Genomic DNA, 23,509 nt, shown 5'->3' with positions numbered 1-23,509 from the left:
GGTAAACCCATGAAGCTCTCTCGTCTGCGCGCCGACGCCCTGGCCGGACTCACCACGTCTTTTGCCTTGTTGCCCGAATGCATCGCCTTTGCCCTGGTGGCTCACCTCAACCCACTGATGGGCCTCTACGGCGCCTTTATCATCTGCACCTTGACCGCCTTGTTCGGCGGCCGGCCGGGGATGGTCTCGGGGGCGGCCGGGTCGATGGCGGTGGTGATCGTCGCGCTGGTGGTGCAACACGGGGTGGAGTACCTGCTGGCGACGGTATTGCTCGGTGGCCTGATCATGATTGCCTTCGGCCTGCTGCGCCTGGGCAAGCTGGTGCGCATGGTGCCGCACCCGGTGATGCTCGGTTTCGTCAACGGCCTGGCGATCATCATTGCCCTGGCGCAACTGGAGCATTTCAAGAACGGTGAAGCCTGGCTCAGCGGCCCACCGTTGTATGTGATGGGCGCCTTGGTGGCGGCGACCATGGCCATCGTCTACCTGCTGCCGCGCCTGACCCGCGCGGTGCCGCCGGCGCTGGTGGCGATTCTTGGCGTGGGGCTGGCGGTGTACCTGCTGGGCTTGCCCACGCGCACGCTGGGCGACATGGCCCATATCGCCGGCGGCCTGCCGACGTTTGCCTTGCCGCAAATCCCCTGGACCCTGCAAACCCTGGGCATCATCGCGCCCTATGCGTTCTTGATGGCGATGGTGGGGCTGCTGGAAACCCTGCTGACCTTGAACCTCACCGATGAAATCACCGAGACCCGCGGCTACCCCGACCGTGAAAGCGTGGCCCTGGGCGCGGCGAATATGGTCAGCGGGGTGTTTGGCGGCATGGGCGGCTGCGCGATGATCGGGCAGACGGTGATCAACCTCAGCTCGGGCGGGCGCGGGCGTTTTTCCGGGGTGTTGGCCGGGGTCATGATCCTGCTGTTTATTTTGTTCCTGTCGCCGCTGATCGAGCGCATTCCCCTGGCGGCGCTGGTGGGGGTGATGTTTGTGGTATCCCAGCAGACCTTTGCCTGGGCGTCGCTGCGGGTGATCAACAAGGTGCCGCTCAATGATGTGCTGGTGATCATGGCGGTGACGGTGATCACGGTATTCACCGACCTGGCCACGGCGGTGCTGTGCGGGATTGTGATTGCCGCGCTCAATTTTGCCTGGCAGCAGGCGCGGGAGCTGTACGCCGATGAACATCTGGAAGCCGATGGCAGCAAGCTCTATCGCCTGCACGGCACCTTGTTCTTTGCCTCGACCACGCCGTTCTTGAACCAGTTCGACCCGGCCAACGACCCGGCCCAGGTCACGCTCGATTGCCGTCACCTGAGTTTTGTCGACTATTCAGCGATTGCCGCGTTGATGACCCTGCGTGAACGCTACAGCAAGGCCGGCAAGCACCTGCGGGTGCTGCACCTGTCGGAGCGCTGCAAGAAGCTGCTCAAGCGCGCGCGGGTGCAGCACGACTGATCTTCCAGGGATTGGGAGGGGGTTATGGGCCGACGAGGTTTTCCAGTTCCTCGGCGCGGGTCTGGGTCATGTCCAGCACACAACCGGAGCCGTTGACCTGATCAATACTGCCGCCGGTCGCGGAGCCGGCAAACGCGCAATTGGCATCGCGGTATTTGATCCACAGGCGCTGCACATCCTGCAGTTGCTGCCTGCGCGGGCCTTGCTGGGCCTGCAGTGCGGTTTTATAGGCCGTGTTCAGGCGCTTGTCCTGCACCTTGGTTTCCTGGGCGTTGCAGCCGAGCATCGCGGCGGTGGTGTTGGCGGCATCCAGGCACTGTTGCAGGGCCGGGCTGCTGCCAGCGGCCGTTGCGGTGCCGGACAAGGCCAGCAATAACGCGCTGAGGGCAACGATTCTACGATTCATGACGGGCTTCCTGAAGATGATGCGGTGTGCAATCTGAGACCGGACAGTGGCAGTCGAGTTTCTCGCACTTAGCCCTGCTTGCATGTAAGAACGATCCCCCGATTTACATCCCGGGTCTGCGGGCATGTCCCAAAGCGACAGCGCTTATCCGTGGGCGAAAATTACTTTCATAAAGTTTGAAAATATTCCTCGGTAATGATTTATGAGTTTCACAACCAATTCGACGTGACCCTTTCCGAGGAGTACCGCATGGCCGCATCACCGGGCGTCTGGCTGTTGGCATACGCTGCCATTGCCATCATTGCATTGATCGTGCTGATTGCACGTTATCGGATCAACCCGTTTATCGTCATCACCCTGGTGTCCATCGGCCTGGCGCTGCTGGCCGGGATGCCGGCGGATACGATCATGGGGTCCTACGAGGCGGGGGTCGGCAAGACCCTGGGGCATATCGCGCTGGTGGTGGCCCTGGGCACCATGCTCGGCAAGATGATGGCCGAGTCCGGCGGCGCCGAGCAGGTGGCGCGCACCTTGATCAACCGCTTTGGCGAGCGCAATGCCCACTGGGCCATGGTGTGCATTGCCTTCCTGGTGGGGCTGCCGCTGTTTTTCGAGGTCGGTTTTGTACTGCTGGTGCCGATTGCCTTTACCGTGGCCCGGCGCGTGGGCGTGTCGATCCTGATGGTCGGCCTGCCGATGGTCGCCGGCCTGTCGGTGGTGCATGCCCTGGTGCCGCCGCACCCGGCGGCGATGATGGCCGTGCTGGCGTATAACGCCTCGGTCGGGCAAACCGTGTTGTATGCGATTTTGATCGGCATCCCCACCGCGATTATCGCCGGCCCGGTGTACGCCAAGTTCATCGTGCCGCGCATCCACCTGCCCGCCGAAAACCCGCTGGAACGCCAGTTCATCGAGCGCGAGCCACGCACCCGCCTGCCGAGCTTCAGCCTGACCATGGGCACCATCCTGTTGCCGGTGGTGCTGATGATGATCGGCGGTTGGGCCAACCTGATTTCCACGCCCGGCAGCGGCTTCAACCAGTTCCTGTTGTTTATCGGTAACTCGGTGATCGCCTTGCTGGTGGCGACCCTGATGAGTTTCTGGACCCTGGGCCTGGCCCAGGGCTTCAACCGCGAGTCGATCCTCAAGTTCACCAACGAGTGCCTGGCGCCGACTGCCAGCATCACCCTGCTGGTGGGGGCGGGCGGCGGCTTGAACCGGATCCTGGTGGATGCCGGCGTGACCCATGAAATCCTCGGCATGGCCAATGCCTTCAACCTGTCGCCGCTGGTGATGGGCTGGCTGTTTGCCGCGCTGATGCGCGTGGCCACCGGCTCGGCCACCGTGGCCATGACCACCGCGTCGGGCGTTGTCGCGCCGGTGGCCCTGGGCCTGGGTTATCCACACCCGGAATTGCTGGTGCTGGCAACCGGTGCCGGCTCGGTGATCTTTTCCCACGTCAACGACGGCGGCTTCTGGCTGATCAAGGAATACTTCAATATGACGGTGATCCAGACCTTCAAGACCTGGACCGTGCTGGAAACCCTGATTTCCCTGGTCGCGTTCGGTCTTACTTATGGTCTGTCCTGCATCCTGTAACCCGGAGACTCCATGGACATCCTCTACCAGATCCGCGCCCGCCAGGATTCCTTCAGCGCTGGTGAAGGACGTATCGCCCGGCTGATGCTTGAGGATGTGGGCTTTGCCGCATCCGCCAGCCTGGAAGAGCTGTCCCTGCGCGCCGAGGTCAGCACCGCCACCTTGTCGCGGTTCGCTCGCAGCGTCGGTTGCCGCGACTTGCGCGACCTGCGCCTGCAATTGGCCCAGGCCAGCGGCGTGGGCAGTCGTTTCCTGGATCCTGCGGGGTTGCCCGAGCAGTCGGCGTTTCATCGGCAGATCCTCGGCGATATCGAAGCAACCTTGCGCCAGCACCTGTCGGGCTTCAACCAGGCCGCTTTTGTCGATGCGGTGAACCTGCTGGGCAAGGCACGGATGATCCACGCCTTTGGCATGGGCGGCCCATCGAGCCTGTGCAGCGCAGAGTTGCAGGTGCGCCTGGTACGCCTGGGCTACCCGATTGCCGCCTGCCATGACCCGGTGATGATGCGGGTCACCGCCGCCACATTGAGCGCCGAACACGCACTGCTTGTCTGCTCCCTCACCGGTCTGACCCCCGAGCTGCTGGGCGTGGTGGAACTGGCCCGCAACTATGGCGCACCGATTATTGCCATCACCCTGGCCGACTCGCCGCTGGCGCAGTTGGCCGACGTGTTGCTGCCGCTGCAACCGGCCGAAACCAGTTTTATCTACAAACCCACGGCGGCGCGCTACGGCATGCTGCTGGCCATCGATGTACTCGCCACCGAACTGGCCTTGGCCATGCCGGACGACAACCAGGAACGCCTGCGCCGGATCAAGCTGGCCCTGGACGACTATCGCGGCGGCCCTGACAGCCTGCCGCTTGGAGATTGAGATGAAGTACCACACGCTGATTCGCCAGGCGCTGATCATTGATGGCAGTAACACACCGGGGTATATCGCCGACGTGGGGCTGCGCGACGGGCGGATCGAGACGATCGGCGACTTGTCGGCCGCCCAGGGCGAGCATGAAATCGAGGCCAGTGGCCGGGTACTAGCGCCGGGTTTTATCGACGTGCACACCCACGACGACACGGTGGTGATCCGCCAGCCGCAGATGTTGCCCAAGCTCAGCCAGGGCGTGACCACGGTGATCGTCGGCAACTGCGGCATCAGCGCCGCGCCGGTCAGCCTGCGCGGCGATCCGCCGGACCCGATGAACCTGCTGGGCAAGGCCGAGGCGTTTGCCTATCCACGTTTTCTCGATTACCGCGCGGCGGTGGAAAACGCTCAGCCGGCCCTCAATGTTGCGGCATTGATTGGCCATACCGCTTTGCGCAGCAACCATATGGACGACCTGCACCGCACCGCCACCGCCACCGAAATCGCGGCGATGCGCGAGCAACTGCAGGAAAGCCTTGAAGCGGGCGCCCTCGGCTTATCCACAGGCCTGGCCTACGCCAGCGCGTTCAACGCCGACACCGACGAAGTGCTGCAACTGAGTGAAGAACTGACGGCGTTCGGCGCGCTGTACACCACCCATCTGCGCAGTGAATTCGAGCCGGTGCTGGAGGCCATGGACGAGGCGTTCCTGATCGGCCGCCATGCCAGGGCTCCGGTGATCATCTCCCACCTCAAATGTGCCGGCGCGGGCAACTGGGGGCGCAGCCCGCAACTGCTGGCGTCCCTGGAGCAGGCGGCGAAGAACCATCCGGTGGGCTGCGATTGTTATCCCTATGCCGCCAGTTCCTCGACCCTGGACCTCAAGCAAGTCACCGATGCCTTTCGCATCACCATCACCTGGTCGACGCCGCACCCGCAAATGGGTGGGCGGGACTTGCAGGACATCGCCGTCGAGTGGGGTGTATCCCTGCTGGACGCTGCCCGTCGCCTGCAACCGGCGGGGGCGGTGTACTACGGCATGGATGAGGCCGATGTACAACGCATCCTCGCCCATCCGCTGTCGATGGTGGGCTCCGATGGCTTGCCGGAAGACCCGTTCCCCCATCCACGCTTGTGGGGTGCATTCCCGCGGGTACTCGGACATTTCAGCCGCGACCTGGGACTTTTCCCGCTGCACACAGCTGTATACAAAATGACCGGCTTGTCGGCCGCGCGCTTTGGCCTGGCCGGGCGTGGCGAAATCCGCGAGGGGCACTGGGCCGACCTGGTGCTGTTCGACCCGTTGCGGGTAAGGGATGTGGCGGACTTCAAGGACCCGCAACGTGCCGCCGAGGGCATTGAAGGGGTGTGGGTCAATGGTGTGTTGAGCTACTGCGACGCTCGGGCGAACGGTCAGCGGGCAGGGCGTTTCCTGGCGCGTAGTGGTGATTTGCGGACGGGTTTTGTCCTACAGTGATTTGGCGCTATACGACGCCAGATGTGTCAGATTGTGGTCAATGATGGCTTACAAAAAACGGGTTGTGGGTGTGGGGGGGCTATCTAAAGATAGGCAGGACTTTTTACGGAGATCCTGTATGCACAATCAATATGATAGCGTCAGTCGTTTCGGTAACCCGTCCATCTTCACTGCCACTGCGACCGACGGAAAACGCACGGCCGAGGCAGATTTGCCAGGCGACAATGGGCTGGAAACCTTTCCGTTCCCCCGCGATACGATCAAAGGCTGGATCCAGGAAAAAGTCTGGAACCTGACCCATCAATGGATCGATCCAGACAAGGTTTACCTGCATAAATTCTCATCCGCCAACAGCACGCACAACACCAGCGCGGTGACGGGCTGGGAGCATAGCGGGCCACCCGAATCCTCCATGACCCTCACCGAGGCCGTCGCCAGCGATTTCTTTTCGGCAGAGCGCTATGGCACCGCCGGCAAGGCCCAGGCGGTCGCGCATTTCATTTCCTCGAACAAAAGCCCGTTCTCGTTGCTTGACAGTGAAAGTGTCCCGGACTTTTTCAAGCGCCTGGGCCTGTTCATTCTTGATCGGACCGGGCCTGGCTACATCTATTCAAAGTTTCATGAAGATGTACCCAATGCCAAGGAGGCCTGGCGTGATCTGGATTCGGTCTACGGCCTCTATCTGGATGGCCCGCAAAAGGGCAGCTATAACGCTGACAATCAACTGCGCCTGAAACCCAGCGAGTTGTTGGATGTGGTGCGCGAGGGTGACCTGCAGAAGAAGGTGATCGCCAAGCTGGACGACTTCTGGACCCAGAACGGCAGCGAGTGGCGCACATTGGCGAAAAAACAGTTTGTCATCGAGGCTCGCGCTGCCCGGGACCTCAACCAAAAGGATCCCAGCCAGGGCTTGAGCCCTCAGGCGTATGCCAGTGTCATGCAAGCGGCGGCGCCCAACGTGCCGCTCGAAGGGCCGGTGTCGAAGGCGCAATTGCAGGCAGAAGCCACGCCAGCCCAGGATACCAAGGTGCTGTGTTTTGATATCAATGGCTACAGCTCCAACAATATTTTGCGGTTTGTGGCCTCGGACGGCGGTGAAACCTTGTATATCCCCGGGAACACCCCCTCCCTGTTGTCGTTCAAGGACCGCGCGGCGGTGGATCAATGGGTGCTTGAGCAGAGCAAGGACCCGGCGAAGGCCACGGCGCTGGAGGAGCATTTTTCCCTGCGTGATCGTCAGCAGGGCATCTTCGGTGCCCTGAGTAGCAACGGGGTGGACAGCACCCTGAAAAAAATAAGCACCGGGAACATGGCGGCCAACGACAGCCATATCAACACCCTGAATTACCCTATCGGTGGCGACGTGTTTTCCTATATGGCCAGCCAGACCCGCCAGCGCATCAACAACGATGCAGACACCGAAATGAAGTCCAATGCCGAGGTATATAAAGACGATGCCTTGGGTATGTTGCAGGCGGGCAACGCCGTATTTTCGATTCCGATGGCCCTGCTCGGGCCGATTGGAATCGCGATTGGGGCGGCGTCGTATGGCGCGCAGGTGGGGTTGGAGATCGACCAGGCGGTCGAAGGCGATACCCAGGCCGAGCGCAAGAACGGCCTGCACGCCGCCGCGATGGACGTGGCGACCATGGCGTTCTTCCATGCCCTGGGCAAGTCAGGGTCATCTACCGGCGAGGCACCTCTTGAAACGGCCCCGCAGCCAGCGGCGGGTGAGGCCGCAAGCGCATCCGGCAATAAACCCTTTTTCAATTACCGACGGGTGAACGGGAAAATCGGGGTCGTGATGAGCCCGACCGCTCCCCCCCGTTTGCCAGAGCCGCAGGGGGGGAAACTGAATCCGCTATGGGATCCGTCCATGGAGATTTACTTGCAGCCGGGCGCCAAGCGGCCCCCGGTGCAGCCCAGCTATGAGACCGTGGAATCACCTGACCCCAAAAGGCCAAGGCTTGATGAGTCAGAAGGTGAACTGTCGGAGGATGAGCAGTCGCCGCCTTCCGTGGCTTCGGATGCCACGTCATCCGGGGATTACGAGCCTTATGAGGATAATGTCATCAAGACCAACCCCTTCAAGGACCGCGTCACCCTGCCTGCCGGTGGTTATTTCAACAGTCGGGGCATGATCGAGCGCACTGACCTGCCCAAGCTGTACCGCGTCGAAAAGGCAGAGCGCGTGGAGCGCCGGGGGAATCCGGAAAATATTGGTTTCAGGGATTCCAATTTCTTTTCCGGTCCCGAAAAAATGATGGACGGCAATGTGGTGGTGGCTTCCCGCTCCAAGGCGGCGGCCATGCACTTTGGCGATACGGAGTTCGGCGGCGATTATAATCTGTACGAAATCGATAGCCGCGGCATTCCTGCTGTGTCCTTCAATGAAAATATCGAGGCCAACCCCCAGTTCGTCGAAGCCCGTCAGTGCGTGGCGCCAGGCACCCTTGAGCGTCTGCGCAAGGAGGGCCGTCTGGATGAGTTTGCGGCAAATTCCTACAAGTTCGATGAAGTACATCTGTCCAATGATGACCTGTCGAACGCGCGGATTACCAAGATTCCCCATTCTTGAGTGCAAAACTGCCAAGCGCTTGGGGTAGGGTGGTGCATTGACAGGACGTTTTCTGGAGTTGGAGAGTCTTATGCAGTTAGGAACAGTCACGCCCATCCTGCGGATTTTCGACGAGACCAAGGCGCTGGAATTCTACGTCGATTTCCTGGGGTTCAAGGTCGATTGGCAGCACCGGTTCGAGGCGGATTTCCCGTTGTACCTGCAAGTGTCCCTGGGCGAGTGCGTGCTGCATTTATCCGAGCACCATGGCGACGCCTCGCCAGGCGCGGCGGTACGGATTCAGGCGCCGGGGGTGGATGCGTTCCAGCAGCAATTGCAGGCCAAGAATTATCGCTTCGCCAAGCCTGGAGTCGAGGAAACACCCTGGGGCTCACGGGAGATGAGCATCAAGGACCCGTTTGGTAATCGGCTGGTGTTTGTCGAGGAGGGCGAAGGCTGATCGACAAATCGCAGGCAATAAAAAACCGCCTTGGTGGGCGGTTTTTTATTGCAATCCCAGTTAGTGGCTGGGGTTGCGGCCTCAAGAGACGCAATCGACCTGCCGGGAAATACTAACGTTGGTCATATCGGTTTGCAAGGTTCAACGATGATTGGCCCCGATCGTTTCTAAAGCTTTTTTCGCATCAAATCAGGCTGCAAAAAACTGCAATAAATCACCTATCAAATACTGGATGTTTGACCACTGTTGGTCACACCTTGGGCCGAAGTTTTGGTTAGGATCTTCCCCGTTCTGCGTTTGTCGTTTTTGGGGGCGTCGGGCACGCACGCGAATTCCGGACCGGCCGCCACGGGCTAGTAATCCGTGCCGGATTCATGCGGAAGGACCATTAGCCCGGCCACCTCAAGAGACGTAACCGACCTGCGTCCAAAGGCTCACGTGTTCCGGTAAGTGTGCTGGAGGTAAGGCCCAACTCTAGGAGGGCTGAGTATGTCCAAGTTTGCACGACGTACGTGGGACCTCGTTGTGAATTGCCTGCGTGTCTATCATGTCTGGAAATTCCTGCGAGACAGCTTCGATGACCGTTAAGGCCTGAGAAGCGGAGCCGCCCCGGTTTTGGCCGGGGCGGCTTTTTGCTGTTTGCTTGGAATTGCGAAGAAGGCGAGGCCGGATCGACAAATCGCAGGCAATAAAAAACCGCCTTGGTGGGCGGTTTTTTATTGCAATCCCAGTTAGTAGCTAGGGTTGCTATCTCAAAAGGAGCAATCGACTCGCAGGGATATTAGCGCTGTTCATATCGGTCTGCAAGATTGAGCGATGATCGTCTCTGAAGGTTTTCTCGCGTCAAATCTGGCTGCAAAAAGCTGCAATAAATCTACCGTCAAATACTGGATGTTTGACCACTGTTGGTCACACTTTTGGCCGAAATGTTGGTTAGGATCTTCCCCGTTCTGCGTTTGTCGCTTTTGAGTGAGTCGGGTACGCGGGCGAATTCCGGACCGGCCGCCACGGGCTAGTAATCCGTGCCGGATTCATGCGGAAGGACCATTAGCCTGGCCACCTCAAGAGGAGCGATCGACTCGCGTCCAAAGGCTCACGTGTTCCGGTAAGTGTGCTGGAGGTAAGGCCCAACTTTTGGAGGGCTGAGTATGTCCAAGTTTGCACGACGTACGTGGGACCTCGTTGTGAATTGCCTGCGTGTCTATCACGTCTGGAAATTCCTGCGAGACAGCTTCGATGACCGTTAAGGCCTGAGAAGCGGAGCCGCCCCGGTTTCGGCCGGGGCGGCTTTTTGTTCAGACCCGGAAATGGCTGACCATCTGCTGCAACTGGCTGCCCAGTCGTGCCAGTTCGACACTGGACTTGGCGGTCTCGTCGCTGGCTGTGGCCGTCTGCTCCGAGACATCACGCACATTGACGATGCTGCGGCTGATTTCTTCGGCCACGGCGCTTTGCTGTTCGGCAGCGGCGGCGATCTGTTGGTTCATCGACTGGATGTTCGACACTGTGCGGGTGATGTTCTCCAGGGAGACGCCGGCCTTGCGGGTCAGTTCGACGCTGCTGTCGGTCAGGCTGCGGCTGTTGTTCATCACAGTGGCCACCTGCTGGGTACCGTTCTGCAAGCCGGCAACCAGGCCTTCGATTTCCTCGGTGGATTTCTGCGTGCGCTGGGCCAGGCCACGCACCTCATCGGCGACCACGGCAAACCCGCGCCCGGCTTCACCGGCGCGTGCGGCTTCGATGGCGGCGTTGAGCGCCAGCAGGTTGGTTTGTTCGGCCACGGCCTTGATCACGTCCATCACGCTGCCGATCTTGTTGCTCTCTTGTTGCAGGTGCGCCATGGCGTCGGTAGAGCGCGCCACTTCGTCGGCCAGACGTTCGATCTGGGCGATGGCTTCGGCCACCACCTTGTCGCCCTCGCGGGCCTGGCCATCGGCGGCCGATGCGGCCTGGGAGGCCTGTTCGGCGTTACGCGCCACTTCCTGCACAGTGGCCGTCATCTCATGCATGGCGGTGGCCACTTGATCGGTCTCGATCTTCTGGCTGTTGACCCCGGCGCTGGTCTGTTCGGTCACGGCCGACAGCTCTTCGGCGGCGCTGGCGATCTGCGTGACGCCGTCGCGGATACCGCTAATCAGCTCGCGCAAGGTGCTGCCCATGCGCTGGATGCCTTGTTGCAGCACGCCCAGTTCATCGTGGCGGGTCACCTGGATGTTGTGGCTCAGGTCGCCGGAGGCGATACGCTCGACCACGGCCAGGGTTTCCTGCAGGGGGCGGGTGATCTGCCGGGTGATGACCAGCGCGGCGATAATGCCCACCAACAACGCCAGCACCGTGCTGATCAGTTGCAGGCTGCGGGCCCGGACGCTTTCGGCGTCGCGACGTTGCAGCTGGATGTCATACAGCGCTTCGCTGCGTGACACGATATCGGCGCCCTGCACGGTCATTTCCTGGCGGGCGAGGACGATATTGGCGTTGGCCGTTTTATACACCTGCAGTGCATTGCGGTAGGCGCCCAGGGCGTTTTCCAGGGCGGTCAGCTCGGTTTGCTGGGCCTCGCCGAACACGTTCTTCAAGCCTTTGAGGCCATTGATCGCCGATTCGATTTGCGCCGCCGCACGGGCCTCGGTGTCCGGGTTGACGTTGCCGGTGTAGCCGCGCACTTCATAGCGGGCCACCTGGAACTCTTCCTTGGCATGGTTGACCGCTTCGTACTGGGCGAAGCGCTCACTGCTTTCAGGCATCTGGCGCACGCTGTGGTCCAGGGCCGCAATCACCAGGCCGGCGGCGTCGGCGCGCTCGCCCATGGTCTGACGTGCCGCGTTGCCGTTACGGTAGGCCTCGCGCATTTTGTTCAATGACTGCTGGTAAGCGGTGATGATGGCTTTCTGTTCGTTGAGCAGCTTGAGGTTTTCCGGGCTCTTGAAGCTGTTGATCAACTGTTGCTGCTGCGCGGCAAAACTGTCGAGGGTGGCCTGGACATTCTCTGCCACGGTTTCGTCGCCATTGGCGAGCATGTATTGCAGGCGCACGATCCGCAGTTTGGTCAGCGAAGCATTGAGCTGGGTGATATCGCTCATCCAGTTGCTGCGGTCGATCAGGCCGCCGAGGCTGGTCCAGCCAGTGAGCGCAAGGATCGAGGTGAGCACCAGGACCAGGCCGAAGCCCAGGCCCAGTTTCAAGTTGACGCTGATGTTGCCAAACCATGTATTCATCGAATTCCTCCAGGAACAGATTGCGTGTACATCAGTTGCTGGAAGATCGCCCAGCCGATGGAGAGTCAGGGGGTATCGGCAGGCAGGGCGAGAGCTGAAACGGTTTTTTAATCAAGGCAGGCTTCGTGGATGAGTGGTTGCTTTCAACCGCTGGCCGCCCAGTGGCGAGCGTGCAAGCCCGCTCGCCACTGGGCGGTGGGGGTCAGCTTGTGGGCAGGATGCTCAGGACCAGGCACGACGCCGCCTCCCGGCTCATGTGCAGACGATTGTGCGCGATGCGCGGGTGCCTGGCCTGGCCCTCGGCTTCGCCGCTGTTGGGGTTGACGTCGAAGCGTGGGAAGTTGCTACTGGATATGTCCAGACGCAGGCGATGGCCCTGCTTGAACAGGTTGCAGGTGGCAAAGGGCTCAATAGTCACCTTCACCCGCTGGCCGGGCGTCAGCGGTGTGGGCTGCTCCCAAGCGTCGCGATAACGGCAGCGGCGGATGCCATCGGTGATGTTCATCGCAAAGCCTTCCGGGTAGGCGGCGCTCGGTGGGTAGACGTCCACCAGCTTGGCGGTGAAATCGGTGTCCGGTGCGTCGCTGTCGATCCACAACTCGATCTGCACCGCCCCGGCGACAATCAGGTCGGCCGCCAGGGGCGCGGTCTGGAAACTCAGCACATCGTCACGCTCGCACAAGGGCCGATTGTCACCACGGCTGCCAAAAAAGTCAGCGCGTTCACGCTGGTCGAAGGCCCCGCCGACAAAGATCGGCGCGCCGGACGTCAAGGCCCCGCCCACGGTCGGCACCGGGTTGGCCGGGTCGGCGTAGTAACCCAAGACGGCCTCGTCAGCGCTGGGTGCAACCTCGGTCAATTGCCGTTGCTTATCCAGGTACAAGGTCAGCGCCTGGGTGCCGGGCAGTGGCCAGTGCTCGGCCTGCAACCAGCGCCCGCCATGTTGCAGGCGCCCCTTTTCATCCGGCAAGCCGCTGCCGCCGCCCATCAGGAACACCTTCACCTGGGCCTGCGGTGGCGGCATCCCGGGCTTGAGGGATTGCTCGAACCAGTGCAGGCGGCAACTCAACCAATCCTCGGCCACCTGGCCGTCAAACGCGGCCTGGGTGCCGAACTCCACATCGCCGCTATGGCTGATATTGCGGTCACCGTGCAACCACGGCCCCATGATCAATTGTTGCGGTGCGCGGCTGGCCTGGTTAAAGGCCGCGTAGTTGGCCAGGGTCGAACTGACATAAGCGTCGTACCAACTGGACATGAACAACACGGGAATATCCGGCAAGCGCCCGTAATGCCCTTCGGCATAAATCCCGGGTTTCTGCCAGTAGGGGCCGAAGGTGCCCTGGGCCCACTGCTCCAGCAGATAGGCTTCGTACTCGGGCACATGGCGCAATGGCGACTGACCCGCCTGCCAGGGCATACGGCGGAACCATGCGTGCAGATCTTCCGCTTCCAGCGCCTGGCGCACCTGCGGGTCGGCCAGGGCGGCCGGGCTTTCCTTGGCCTGGCGAAACGCCCAGGTGGCCTGCTTGAGTTCAAACGCGCCGCCCTGGCGAATCCCGCACTGGTAGGCGTTGGCGAAGCCGCCGCTGTCGAGCACCATGCTGCTCAGGCCCGGCGGATGCAGGCAGGCCATCGCCAGTTGGGTATGGGCCGCGTAAGACAGGCCCATGCTGCCGATCCTGCCATTGCACCACGGCTGGCGGACGATCCAGGCCAGGGTGTCGAAACCGTCTTCACCCTCGGCGGTGTACTTGGTGAACAGCCCTTCGGAGGCGTAGCGCCCGCGGCAATCCTGGAAGATCGCGACAAACCCCCGGGCGGTAAAACGCGCCGCCATTTGCTCGCGGGAGATGTGCTGGCCGTCGAGCTGTTTTTCCGAGCGCGACGGTTTGCACTTGTCATAGGGCGTCCGCTCGATCACCACCGGAAACGGTCCTGCGCCGTCCGGCAGGTAGATATCGGTGGCCAGGTGGATGCCATCGCGCATGGCGATCATCTGGTTGTGCAGGGTTTGCATAGGTAAAACACTCATCGACTCAATATCCGGTGTGCACGGCAATCGCCAACAGCACCATCGCCAGCACCGCATAGATCAGGAACAGCGGCAGGATATAGCGCGCCCACTGGCCCCAGCCGACGTTGGCGGTGGCCAGCAGCACCAGCAGGCCGCTGGAGGTCGGGGTGATCATGTTGGTCAGGCCGTTGCCCATCAAAAAGGCAAACACGGTGGTTTGCGGGCTGACCCCGGACAACTGGCCCAGCGGCCCGAAGATCGGCATGGTCACCGCGGCCTGGCCGGAGGTGGACGGGATCAACACATCCAGCCCCAGTTGCGCGAAGAACATGCCGTAGGCCGAGACCACCGGCCCGTGGTCGCCCACCAGGTTGGCCAGGCTGTTGACGATGGTGTCCAAAACCTGGCCCGTGCTGAGAATGATTTCCACGGCGGTCGCCAGGCCGATCAAGACGCCGGCGATCAGGACCTTTTTCATGCCATCGACAAACGCGCTGGCGGCGGTGCTGGCGGCCAGCCCGGCGATCACGGCGAAGGCCACGGTCAGCAGCAGGTAGAACGCCGACAGCTCATGGTATTTCCAGCCCCAGCGGTTGGAGGCATACACCAAAAAACCGATCCCGCCGCCCAGCACCAGCAGGTTCAGCAGGTGGCGAATCGGCAGGGGCTTGCTTTCAAAGGCGATCTGCGCGCTGGCATCAAAGCCGTGCCTGCGAATGCTCCACAACACAAACGCGATGCCCACCAGCAGGAAGGTGCAATAGGCCGCGACGCGCATGCTCAAGCCGCTGAAGATTGGCAGGCCGACCATCGGTTGGGCCACGGACAAGGCCACCGGGTTGGAGATGGACGCCAGGTAGCCGATCTTCACCGAGATGGTGACGATGGCCAGGCCAATCAGGTTCGACAGCCCCAGGCGATTGGCCATGGCCACCATCAACGGCACGATCAGGATGAATTCCTTGGCCAACCCCATAAAGGTACTGCCGGCGGAAAACACCAGCATCAGGCTCGGCACCAGCACGTAGATATTGCCGCGCGTCAGGCCCAGCAGGCGCTCCAGCCCGGCGTCGATGACCCCGGCCTTGTTCAGCACGCCGAACATGCCGCCGATGAACAGCACCATGAAAATCAGCGCCGCACGCTTTTCGATGCCCTGGGGAATGGCCATGAAGCCTTCCACCAACGATACCGGGCGGGCCACGGTGTCGCCGGCCTTGCGTGGTTCCAGGGAGAACAGCTGGCTGAGGGCGTCCTGTTTTTCCAGCACCTGATACGAGCCTGGCACCACCAGGCCATTGTGGCGCTGGAACTTGCCGGCGTTCACTGCATAGGTGAACGCCACGGCGAGCAGGACGATGCTCAGCAGAATAATCGCCGGGTTGATTTGCTTGCGTTGCACGGGTTTGTCTGCGGCCGCCTCGGTGGGCGGCGGGGTACGGAGGATCTGCGGTTCGGTCATGCTGGCGGCCCCGGCGCGACCCCGTCTGGGCGGGGTGTGTGCGCTGTTATTGTTGTGGGTAGTGACGCTTGGTTGGGCGGACACTAGGGCAAAGCGCGCAGGCCCACAACGTTATGCGTGGGGCGGGTTGGGGTATGCGTTTTACGCAGTCGGTGTGGGGTTATGGGTTTTTTTCGATGAGATTCAGCCGCTGCTTGAGGTGCTCGGCAAAGGCCGTTACCAGCTGCGAGCGTGGTTCATCGGCCCGAAACGCCAGGCCAAATGTATAGGGCAGCGCCGGGCGAAACGGCCGGCTGACAATCGGCAGGTGCATGAAGTGGCTGGCCAGCAAGCCATTGACGATCGACACCCCCAGGCCTTCGGCGACAAAGCTGCAGGCGGCGCCCACCGAGTGCACTTCGACCCGCACCTGGGGTGTCAGGTTGGCGGCGCGGAACATCTGGTTCAGCTCGGTACGCACCGCCCGTTGCCGGCCCAGCATCACCAGGGGCACATCGCGCAGATGCTGCACCTCGATGAACGCGTGACGGCTCAATGGGTGGTCGGCCGGCATCACGCACACGCCTTCGGTGTGCAGCACCGGCTCGATATCGAAGTCGGGAATCTCGGTGGGCAGGCGCACAAAACCCAGGTCGGCTGCGCGGTCCAGCACGGCGCGCTCGATCATGTCGTAGGAGCCGGTCAGCAACTCGACCACGATGTCTTCATGGTCCTTGAGAAAGTCCGCAACAATACGCGGCAACAATTGCTGGGTCATGCTGGTGGGCACGCCGACCTTGAGCAGGCTCTTGCGCGAGCGGCCGACGCGCATCTCATCCGCCAGGCGCTGGATACGCTGCATGCCGTCCACCAGGCCGGCGACTTCGGTGAGCAATTCCTCGGCCTCTGGCGTGGCCATCAAACGACCCTTTTTGCGCAGGAACAGGGCAAATCCCAGGGCGTCCTCCAACTGGCTCAACAGGCGGCTGACCGCAGACTGCGACAGGCCCATGCGCGTGGCCGCGCCGATGGTCGAGCCGGTGGACATGATCGCCTTGAAGGCTTCGAGTTGCTTGAGGTTCACCGTGGGTTTCCTGTCGAAGGGCGGCTTTGCGCATAGCGTCATGCGCTTCTCGCATAACGTTGTGGGGCGTTCGGCAAGCCGTTAGTGTCCGCCCCAATGTGACCTGGCGTCCAGCCTGGCACACGGCGCAACTGCCCATAAAAATCGACAATACGGCATTGAGGAAACAGGTATGCGTGAGCGTTTCACGAGGGGCGGCGCGGTCACCGCCGGCTTGCTGGCGAGTCTGTCGCCATCGCTGATGGCCCAGGGGTTCTGGGAGGATTCCCAGGGCAAGCTGACCCTGCGCAATTACTATTTCAACGACGGTTATCGCGACGGTGGCGAGGACCGCAAGGAGTGGGCGCAAGGCTTTCTGCTCAACCTGCAGTCAGGCTACACCGCAGGCACCGTAGGCTTTGGCCTGGATGCCCTGGGGCTGTCGGGGATCAAGCTCGATTCCAGCCGCACCCATGCGGGCACCGGCCTGTTGCCGGTCCACGACGATGGGCGCGCCGCCAATGAGTTTTCCAGCCTTGGCGTGACCGCAAAAATGCGCATCGGCGCGGCCGTGGTGAAAACCGGCACCCTGTTGCCCAAGATCCCGGTGCTGGTGCACAACGACGGGCGCCTGCTGCCCCAGACATTTCGCGGCACCCAGGTCGAATACAGCGGCATCCGCAACCTGTACCTGCACAGCGGGCACCTGGATCAATTCAAGCAGCGCAACTCCACCGACAGCGTGGATATTTATCCACAGGGCTACAGCGGCAGAAAGGGCAGCGACTTTGATTTTGCCGGCGCCACCTATGCCTTCACGCCTACGCTCAGTGGCACTTGGTACTACGGGGAAATGCGCGAATTCTATCGCCAGCAATTCCTCGGCCTGGTGCATAAACAGCCGCTGGGCCCGGGCAGCCTGACCAGTGACTTGCGCTACTTCATCAGCAATGAAGCCGGCGAGGCGCGCAACGGCAAGGTCGACAGCGACATGTTCAGCGGCCTGTTCACCTATCGCCTGGGGCCGCAGGCACTGGGCGTGGGCTACCAGAAAGTCAGCGGCGACACCGCGCTGCCCTATGCCAGCGTGTCGACGGTGTACTCGTTCAGCAACGCTGGGGTCGGCAAGTTTATCCAGGCTGGTGAGCAAACCTGGATGCTGCGCTATGACTATGACTTCGCCGCCGTGCTGCCGGGCCTGAGCTTCATGACCCGTTACTACAAGGGCCAGAACGGCGACTTCAAGGGCCGCGAAGCGCGCGAGTGGGAGTCCGACACCCACCTGCGCTACGTGATCCAGGACAGTACCCTCAAAGGCCTGGGCGTGGAATTGCGCAAGGCCACCTACCGTTCCACCTATGCCAGTGACCGCGATAACTACCGGGTCTACCTGACGTACGACCTGGCGCTCTGGTAGGCCTTACTGTTCGACAAAGTAGTAGGGGCGGCTGCCCACGGTGATTTTCTGGAGGGGAGTGACCGGGGTCGGCAGTTCTTCGATGCGGTCCAGCAGCGCCACGTTGCCCGGCTTGGCATCGAGATAGGTGCGCAGTTGCGCTGGCGATTGCAGGATCGGCAGGTTGCGCATGGTGTAGAACACCGTGGCGCCGGCCACGCGCTCATTGGGTTGGTAGAGCACCACCGTGTGGCCTTGGGCTTGCAGTGCCTGGACCTGGTTGGTCAGGGGCACGAAGGATTCACGGCGGTCGGCCTTGGGGGCATACCAGATCGCGGCGCCCAGGTAGCAGGCGATCACCAGGGTAAACACGCCGGCAATCAGGCGGCGGCGCAGGCGTTCGCTCAGGCGCCCGAGCAGGACGGCTCCATACTCGGTGGCCAGGACGGCCGCCGCCGGTGTCAGCGACATCAGGTAGACCGTGCGCTTGCTCGACGCGAAGGTCAGCAGGGTAAATTGCGCCACCAGCCACAGGCTGAAAAACAGCAGGTAACGATTGCTCGCCAGGCGTTTGCGAAAGTGCCACAGGCCCAGGTACACCAGGATATTCCACGGCAAAAAGGCTTCGGGCAATTTGGCGAGGTAGTAGTAGATCGGCTCGTAATGCCCGGCTTCGACGAAGGAGCCGCTGAAACGTCCGACACTGTTGGTCCATAACACCTCACCGACCGCTTGCATCCCACCGCGCTGATACAAAAAAACCAGCCAGATACATAAAGGCACCAACGCCACTAAAGTGAACACGCCCGGGCGCAGCCATTGGCCGGGCTGCACGCGCTTGTCCAACAGGCCGATGCAGGCCAGGTAGGCAAAAATCACAATGCCCGGCATCGCCAGGCCCAGCACGCCTTTGCTCAAGGTGGCGATTGCCATCCCGGCGCTAAACAACAGCCAGCTGCCCATGTTGGAGGTGTGTTGCGCCTCGGGCCGGGTGGCCTGGTAGAACGCCAGCAGCGCCAGGGTCACGCCGAGGCTGAGCAACGCATCCTCGCCCACGCCGCGCACATTGCTCCAGTAACTGGCCATGGTCGCTAGCATTAACGCCGCGCAAAACGCCAGGGGCTTGGGCCGCCCGAAGCGGCGCAGCATGGCGTACAGCAGCATCACACTGAACAACCCGGCAAACGCCGAGGCCAGGCGTACCGCGCCGGTGCTGGCGCCAAACAGGCGGATCGCCCCGGCATCCAGCCATAGGCTCAGGGGTGGTTTTTCCAGGAAGGGCTCACCGAACAGGCGCGGCACCACCCAGTCGTTATCCAGGTGCATGGCCATGGCAATCCCCGCCACTCGGGCTTCGGTGGAGCCTTGCAACTCGTGATTGCCCAGGGCCACGAAGAACAGCAGACCGGCAAGCAGCAGCAACAGTGGGGCAGGGCGGGTCATGGGATGGGTTACCGCAGGCAAGGGGGCAGTGTTGGAGTATACGAAGGCAATCCTTAACGAATTGTGAACGCAGAACCTATTGTGGATTGGCCTGCCAAGTAGCCTCGAAGTGGTCGGTTCGCCGCGGCCAGGGAAACCTACCATTGCCTTGTCCCGAGCCATCCCGGCCTGGGGTTCCCGATAGGAGAACGCGATGAGTAACGATCCACAGGCAATCGTGGTCAGGGCAGTGCAACCTGAAGACTATGAGCAATGGCTGCAACTGTGGCTGGCGTACCAGGACTTTTATCAAGTCAGCCTGGATGAGGCCACCACCCGCACCGCCTTCAGCCGCTTGCTCGATGCCGATGAAGCCATGACCTGCGCCGTGGCGGTGCAGGGCGATGAGTTGGTGGGGCTGGTGCATGCGCTGTTGCATCGCTCGACCTGGGCGGTCGCCGACTTCTGCTACCTCGAAGACCTGTACGTGGCCCCCACGGTGCGCGGCGGCGGCACCGGCAAACTGCTGATCGAATGGGTCCAGCGCTATGCGCAATACCACGGCTGCGCACGGTTGTACTGGCATACCCAGCAGACCAATAAGCGCGCGCAGAAACTCTACAACTGGATCGCCGAGGACTCGGGCTGCATCGAATATCGCATGGCCCTGTAGCGCCCGCCCACAACGCTCGCCGATATTGGTCGTGGACATATCGGCGGCATCGCACAAAGATGCATGGTTTTTACCCTCTTGGCCAAGTCAATGACCCACAACCTTGAACTGGACACGCTGAAGATCCGTCTGGCAGACCCCAAGCTGGCCACCCTGGATTTGCGGGTCCGGGTGCAGCGCGTGCTGCGCCAGTTGATCCTCGAGGGCATCCTCGCGCCCGGCAGCCGCTTGCCCGCCACGCGTACGCTGGGCAAGTCACTGGGCATCTCCCGGGATACCGTGGAAATGGCCTACGTCCAACTGCAATTGGACGGTTACCTGTGCCGGCGCGAAGGCTCGGGCAGTTTCGTCTCCGAGAAGATCGGGCCGAGCCTGCTGGGGGCGCGCAAGCGCCGGCCGGTGGTGACGAACCAGGCCTCGGCGTTGAGTGCCAGGGGCGCGCAGATCCTCGCCAGCGGCGGCGTTACCGACCAGCAGGTGGTCAAGGCATTTGCCACGGGGTTGCCGGAAACGCGCACTTTTCCCGTGGGCATCTGGGAGCGCCTGCACCGCCAGGCCTTGAAGGATTATCGCCCGAACCTGCTGTTGCACGGCGACCCGCAAGGCGCCGAACCCCTGCGCCAGGCCATCGCCGATTACCTGAACCTGGAACGCGGTGCGCGGGTCACGCCGGATCAGGTGCTGGTGCTGTCCAGTACGCGCCAGGCCCTGTATTTGTGCGCGCAGGTGCTGGTGGATGAAGGCCAGCCGATCCTGATGGAAGACCCGGGTTACTTCGGCGCCCGCAAGGCGTTTGAAATGGCCCAGCTCAAGGTGGTGCCGGTGGCAGTGGACGCCAAGGGCCTGTGTATCGACGCCTTGCGCGCCGACCGCAGCGGCGCCAACGCCGTGTATGTCACACCGTCCCATCAATACCCCAGCGGCGCGACCCTGGCGCTGGAGCGGCGCCTGGACCTGATCGCCTGGGCCGCGCAGCGCCAAGGCTGGATCATCGAGGACGACTACGACAGCCAGTTTCACTACGAAGGCCTGCCGACCGCCTGTGTGCAGGGCCTGGACAACTACCAGCGCACGTTGTACCTCGGCACCTTCAGCAAATCCCTGTACCCCGGCTTGCGCATGGGCTTTATGGTGCTGCCCCGGGAATTGGTCAAGCCCATGACTTACGCCCGCAGCATCCTCGACGGCCACACCCCGCAAATCACCCAGTTGACCCTGGCGCGCTTTATGAGCGATGGGCATTTCGGCAGCCATCTACGCGCCATGCGCAAAATCTACGGCGAGCGACGTGACGCCATGGCCGAGGCGGTCGGCCGCCACTTGAGCCATGTGGTCACCGCCAGCTTGCCGCCCGGGGGCTTGCAGTTGCCTTGTGTGCTGCATGAGGGATGGTCGGAGCTGGAGACGATTCGCCAGGCGGCGCGGGTGGGTATCCAGTTGCCGGGCCTGACGCGGCTCTATGCCCGGCCACCGGCACGGGGCGGCTGGCTGCTGGGGTTCTCGGCGCTGACGCCCAGTGAAATAGAGAGTGCCAGCCGACAGTTGGCCAAGGCCCTCAAGGGTGGTCTGGTGCAAGGTGGGGAAGTGGACTGAAAGGACGGTCCGGTGCTTGTTAGCCTTTGCGGCCTCAACCAAAGGAATGCGCCATGAACCGACCCGCCTCACGCCTGCGCCTCGCCGACTACCTGTCCCCCAGCATCAGCGCGCTGATTTCCGTCATCGTCAATTACGCCGGCACTTTTGTCCTGGTGTTCCAGGCCGCGCACCTGGCGCAACTGAGCGCGGCGCAAACCGCGTCCTGGGTCTGGTCGGTGAGTATCGGCGTGGGCGTGACCGGCGCGTGGTTGAGCTACCGCCACCGCGAGCCGATCATCACGGCGTGGTCGACGCCGGGGGTGGCCTTTCTGGCGACGGTCATGCCGTTTACACCGTATGCCGAGGTGATCGGCGCCTATGTGATGTGCGCCATCGGTTTTATCGTGCTGGGCCTGAGCGGTGCGTTTGAGCGCTTGGTGCGGCTGATCCCCGGTGGCATTGCGGCGGGTTTGCTGGCGGGGATTCTCCTGCAATTTGGCGTGGCGGCGTTTGGTGGGGCCAGCGCGGACCCGCTGCTGGTGATTGCCTTGGTGGTGTCCTACGCGGTGCTGCGCCGTTTCACTTCACGGTATGCGATGGTCGGGATTCTGTTGATTGGCCTGGGCTTGCTGCTCGCCCAACAGCGGCTGGACCTGCACAGCCTGCAGCTGCAACTGGCCGCCCCTGTGTTTGAAATGCCGCATTTTTCCATCGCGGCGTTTTTTGGCGTGGCCTTGCCGCTGTTCGTGATCACCCTGACTGGGCAATACATCCCCGGCATGCTGGTGCTGCGCAACGACGGGTTCAAGACCAGCGCGAACCCGATCATCACCGTCACCGGCCTGGGTTCTCTGCTAATGGCGCCGTTCGGGGCCCATGCGTTCAATATCGCGGCGATCACAGCGGCGATTTGCACCGGGCGCGATACCCATCAGGATCCGTCCAAACGCTATATCGCCGGGTTGGTGTGTGGGGCGTTGTATATCCTGGTCGGGGTATTTGGCGTGACGCTGGCGACCTTGTTCATGGTCCTGCCCCGCGCGTTTATCACCACCCTGGCGGGCCTGGCGCTGCTTGGGGCCATTGGTTCAAGCCTGGCCAATGCCATGGCCGATACACGTACCCGGGAAACCGCGCTGATCACCTTTTTGGCGACGGCGGCCAATGTCACGTTGCTGGGCATTGGCGGCGCGTTCTGGGGGCTGGTGGCGGGGTTGTTGGTGCATGGGGTGATTCACGGTGGGCGCAGGACCGTGGGCAGTGTGACGTGAGCTCATCAGGCGGGTCGTTGGGATGAAAGGGCTTGCTCGGTCAGCCAGTCGATCAGCGCCTTGAGCCGTCTGGGCAGGGTTTCGTGGGCGGGGTGCACCAGATAGTAGCCATAGTTCACCGCCTCCCTGAACTCACCGAACGGCAGCACCAACTCGCCATCCTGCACGCGCTTGCGTACCAGTTGCTCACGGCCAATGGCGACGCCCGCGTGGTTGATTGCCGCGAGGGTGCTCAAGTCGGAGCGGTCAAAGGTCATGAAGCGGTTTGGCAGCTCGCTGTGGTCGCCCACCGCATCCAGCCATAAACGCCATTCTGCATCGAATGCAATGTTGTCCCACGCCGCCACATCGTGCAGCACCGTGCAGTGCGCCAGGCGTTCCGGGTGCCCGATCAAGCCATGGGCCTGGGCATATTGAGGGCTGCACACCGGGGCCATCCGCTCGGGCATCAGGCGGATACTTTCCAGGCCCGGATGCTCGCCATTGGAGTAGCACAGCACCAGGTCGATACGGCGGGTGCGATAGTCGATCGGTTGTGAGGAGGTTCTAGATATGGCACTGGTAGGAAGTCAGTGGGATGAGCCGGGATATAGCGGGAGATTGTGTGACGGCCAGGTCCTA

16 protein-coding genes and 2 pseudogenes are annotated in these 23,509 nt (G+C 62.0%); 10 read left to right on the top strand and 8 right to left on the bottom strand.

The window, feature by feature from the left end; genetic code table 11:
• Positions 1-9 precede the first annotated feature (9 nt).
• Positions 10-1,455, top strand: coding sequence for a SulP family inorganic anion transporter (locus AO268_RS21820; RefSeq protein WP_099169826.1), 1,446 nt, complete (start codon positions 10-12; stop codon positions 1,453-1,455).
• Positions 1,456-1,477: 22 nt separating this feature from the next.
• On the opposite strand, the gene AO268_RS21815 is transcribed toward AO268_RS21820, so the two are convergent.
• A complete protein-coding gene (locus AO268_RS21815; RefSeq protein WP_076962694.1) occupies positions 1,478-1,861 on the bottom strand; it encodes a lysozyme inhibitor LprI family protein in 384 nt (127 codons plus the stop codon).
• Between the two features lie 195 nt (positions 1,862-2,056).
• Here AO268_RS21815 and AO268_RS21810 point away from each other — a divergent pair, with 195 nt between their 5' ends.
• The 5 genes from AO268_RS21810 (at position 2,057) to AO268_RS21790 (ending at position 8,815) form a co-directional block, all read left to right on the top strand.
• Positions 2,057-3,460, top strand: a complete 1,404-nt coding sequence (locus AO268_RS21810) for a GntT/GntP/DsdX family permease (RefSeq protein WP_076962695.1) — start codon at positions 2,057-2,059, stop codon at positions 3,458-3,460.
• Between the two features lie 12 nt (positions 3,461-3,472).
• Positions 3,473-4,333, top strand: coding sequence for a MurR/RpiR family transcriptional regulator (locus AO268_RS21805; RefSeq protein ID WP_076962696.1), 861 nt, complete (start codon positions 3,473-3,475; stop codon positions 4,331-4,333).
• A gap of 1 nt (position 4,334) precedes the next feature.
• A complete protein-coding gene (locus AO268_RS21800) occupies positions 4,335-5,798 on the top strand; it encodes an N-acyl-D-amino-acid deacylase family protein (RefSeq protein ID WP_099169825.1) in 1,464 nt (487 codons plus the stop codon).
• A gap of 43 nt (positions 5,799-5,841) precedes the next feature.
• Positions 5,842-8,376, top strand: coding sequence for a dermonecrotic toxin domain-containing protein (locus AO268_RS21795; protein ID WP_141562835.1), 2,535 nt, complete (start codon positions 5,842-5,844; stop codon positions 8,374-8,376).
• 70 nt (positions 8,377-8,446) lie between these two features.
• On the top strand, positions 8,447-8,815 hold the full coding sequence (locus AO268_RS21790) for a glyoxalase superfamily protein (protein ID WP_076962699.1): 369 nt from the start codon (positions 8,447-8,449) through the stop codon (positions 8,813-8,815).
• 1,295 nt (positions 8,816-10,110) lie between these two features.
• On the opposite strand, the gene AO268_RS33840 is transcribed toward AO268_RS21790, so the two are convergent.
• From AO268_RS33840 to AO268_RS21770, 5 genes and pseudogenes are all read right to left on the bottom strand, one after another.
• The gene (locus AO268_RS33840) at positions 10,111-10,974 is read right to left on the bottom strand and encodes a methyl-accepting chemotaxis protein (protein WP_373562149.1); all 864 of its coding nucleotides are present in this window, start codon (positions 10,972-10,974) and stop codon (positions 10,111-10,113) included.
• Positions 10,966-11,895, bottom strand: a pseudogene (locus AO268_RS33835) (methyl-accepting chemotaxis protein); the annotation flags it as partial. The pseudogene AO268_RS33835 and the gene AO268_RS33840, both read right to left, overlap by 9 nt.
• A gap of 337 nt (positions 11,896-12,232) precedes the next feature.
• On the bottom strand, positions 12,233-14,050 hold the full coding sequence (locus AO268_RS21780; RefSeq protein ID WP_099169822.1) for a CocE/NonD family hydrolase: 1,818 nt from the start codon (positions 14,048-14,050) through the stop codon (positions 12,233-12,235).
• A gap of 19 nt (positions 14,051-14,069) precedes the next feature.
• The gene (locus AO268_RS21775; protein ID WP_099169821.1) at positions 14,070-15,509 is read right to left on the bottom strand and encodes a YfcC family protein; all 1,440 of its coding nucleotides are present in this window, start codon (positions 15,507-15,509) and stop codon (positions 14,070-14,072) included.
• A gap of 160 nt (positions 15,510-15,669) precedes the next feature.
• Positions 15,670-16,572 (bottom strand): LysR family transcriptional regulator, encoded by a 903-nt coding sequence (locus AO268_RS21770; RefSeq protein WP_099169820.1) that lies wholly within the window; start codon positions 16,570-16,572, stop codon positions 15,670-15,672.
• A 172-nt stretch (positions 16,573-16,744) separates the two neighbouring features.
• Here AO268_RS21770 and AO268_RS21765 point away from each other — a divergent pair, with 172 nt between their 5' ends.
• Positions 16,745-17,968 carry an OprD family porin gene (locus tag AO268_RS21765; protein WP_099169819.1) on the top strand — a complete coding sequence of 408 codons (1,224 nt, stop codon included), beginning with the start codon at positions 16,745-16,747 and terminating at the stop codon, positions 17,966-17,968.
• Between the two features lie 3 nt (positions 17,969-17,971).
• Here the strand turns inward: AO268_RS21765 and AO268_RS21760 are convergent, their stop codons facing one another.
• The gene (locus AO268_RS21760) at positions 17,972-19,390 is read right to left on the bottom strand and encodes an ArnT family glycosyltransferase (protein ID WP_099169818.1); all 1,419 of its coding nucleotides are present in this window, start codon (positions 19,388-19,390) and stop codon (positions 17,972-17,974) included.
• A gap of 193 nt (positions 19,391-19,583) precedes the next feature.
• Between AO268_RS21760 and AO268_RS21755 the strand changes: the two genes are divergently transcribed.
• The 3 genes from AO268_RS21755 to AO268_RS21745 all read left to right on the top strand — a co-directional run bounded on the left by AO268_RS21755 (position 19,584) and on the right by AO268_RS21745 (position 22,888).
• Positions 19,584-20,042 (top strand): GNAT family N-acetyltransferase, encoded by a 459-nt coding sequence (locus tag AO268_RS21755; RefSeq protein ID WP_099169817.1) that lies wholly within the window; start codon positions 19,584-19,586, stop codon positions 20,040-20,042.
• 90 nt (positions 20,043-20,132) lie between these two features.
• A complete protein-coding gene (gene pdxR / locus AO268_RS21750) occupies positions 20,133-21,635 on the top strand; it encodes a MocR-like pyridoxine biosynthesis transcription factor PdxR (RefSeq protein WP_099169842.1) in 1,503 nt (500 codons plus the stop codon).
• A 53-nt stretch (positions 21,636-21,688) separates the two neighbouring features.
• Complete coding sequence (locus tag AO268_RS21745; protein WP_076962708.1) at positions 21,689-22,888, top strand: benzoate/H(+) symporter BenE family transporter; 1,200 nt, start codon at positions 21,689-21,691, stop codon at positions 22,886-22,888.
• Positions 22,889-22,893: 5 nt separating this feature from the next.
• Here AO268_RS21745 and AO268_RS21740 read toward each other — a convergent pair.
• Positions 22,894-23,436, bottom strand: a pseudogene (locus AO268_RS21740) (LysR substrate-binding domain-containing protein); the annotation flags it as partial.
• Between the last annotated feature and the right edge of the window lie 73 nt (positions 23,437-23,509).

It is taken from the genome of Pseudomonas sp. ICMP 8385, from assembly GCF_002699915.1.
In the GTDB taxonomy this organism is placed as follows: domain Bacteria; phylum Pseudomonadota; class Gammaproteobacteria; order Pseudomonadales; family Pseudomonadaceae; genus Aquipseudomonas; species Aquipseudomonas gessardii.
Note: the sequence above shows the minus strand (reverse complement) of the source record. Positions and strands in the feature narration are given on the sequence as shown.

Bases quoted from the DNA above. Each gene is read 5' to 3' on its own strand.
- AO268_RS21810 (WP_076962695.1), top strand. From the start codon at position 2,057: ATGATTTATGAGTTTCACAACCAATTCGACGTGACCCTTTCCGAGGAG.
- AO268_RS21800 (WP_099169825.1), top strand. From the start codon at position 4,335: ATGAAGTACCACACGCTGATTCGCCAGGCGCTGATCATTGATGGCAGT.
- AO268_RS21755 (WP_099169817.1), top strand. From the start codon at position 19,584: ATGAGTAACGATCCACAGGCAATCGTGGTCAGGGCAGTGCAACCTGAA.
- AO268_RS21745 (WP_076962708.1), top strand. From the start codon at position 21,689: ATGAACCGACCCGCCTCACGCCTGCGCCTCGCCGACTACCTGTCCCCC.
- AO268_RS21765 (WP_099169819.1), top strand. From the start codon at position 16,745: ATGCGTGAGCGTTTCACGAGGGGCGGCGCGGTCACCGCCGGCTTGCTG.
- AO268_RS21820 (WP_099169826.1), top strand. From the start codon at position 10: ATGAAGCTCTCTCGTCTGCGCGCCGACGCCCTGGCCGGACTCACCACG.
- AO268_RS21775 (WP_099169821.1), bottom strand. From the start codon at position 15,509: ATGACCGAACCGCAGATCCTCCGTACCCCGCCGCCCACCGAGGCGGCC.
- AO268_RS33840 (WP_373562149.1), bottom strand. From the start codon at position 10,974: ATGGGCAGCACCTTGCGCGAGCTGATTAGCGGTATCCGCGACGGCGTC.
- AO268_RS21790 (WP_076962699.1), top strand. From the start codon at position 8,447: ATGCAGTTAGGAACAGTCACGCCCATCCTGCGGATTTTCGACGAGACC.
- pdxR (WP_099169842.1), top strand. From the start codon at position 20,133: ATGACCCACAACCTTGAACTGGACACGCTGAAGATCCGTCTGGCAGAC.
- AO268_RS21760 (WP_099169818.1), bottom strand. From the start codon at position 19,390: ATGACCCGCCCTGCCCCACTGTTGCTGCTGCTTGCCGGTCTGCTGTTC.
- AO268_RS21795 (WP_141562835.1), top strand. From the start codon at position 5,842: ATGGCTTACAAAAAACGGGTTGTGGGTGTGGGGGGGCTATCTAAAGAT.
- AO268_RS21805 (WP_076962696.1), top strand. From the start codon at position 3,473: ATGGACATCCTCTACCAGATCCGCGCCCGCCAGGATTCCTTCAGCGCT.
- AO268_RS21815 (WP_076962694.1), bottom strand. From the start codon at position 1,861: ATGAATCGTAGAATCGTTGCCCTCAGCGCGTTATTGCTGGCCTTGTCC.
- AO268_RS21780 (WP_099169822.1), bottom strand. From the start codon at position 14,050: ATGCAAACCCTGCACAACCAGATGATCGCCATGCGCGATGGCATCCAC.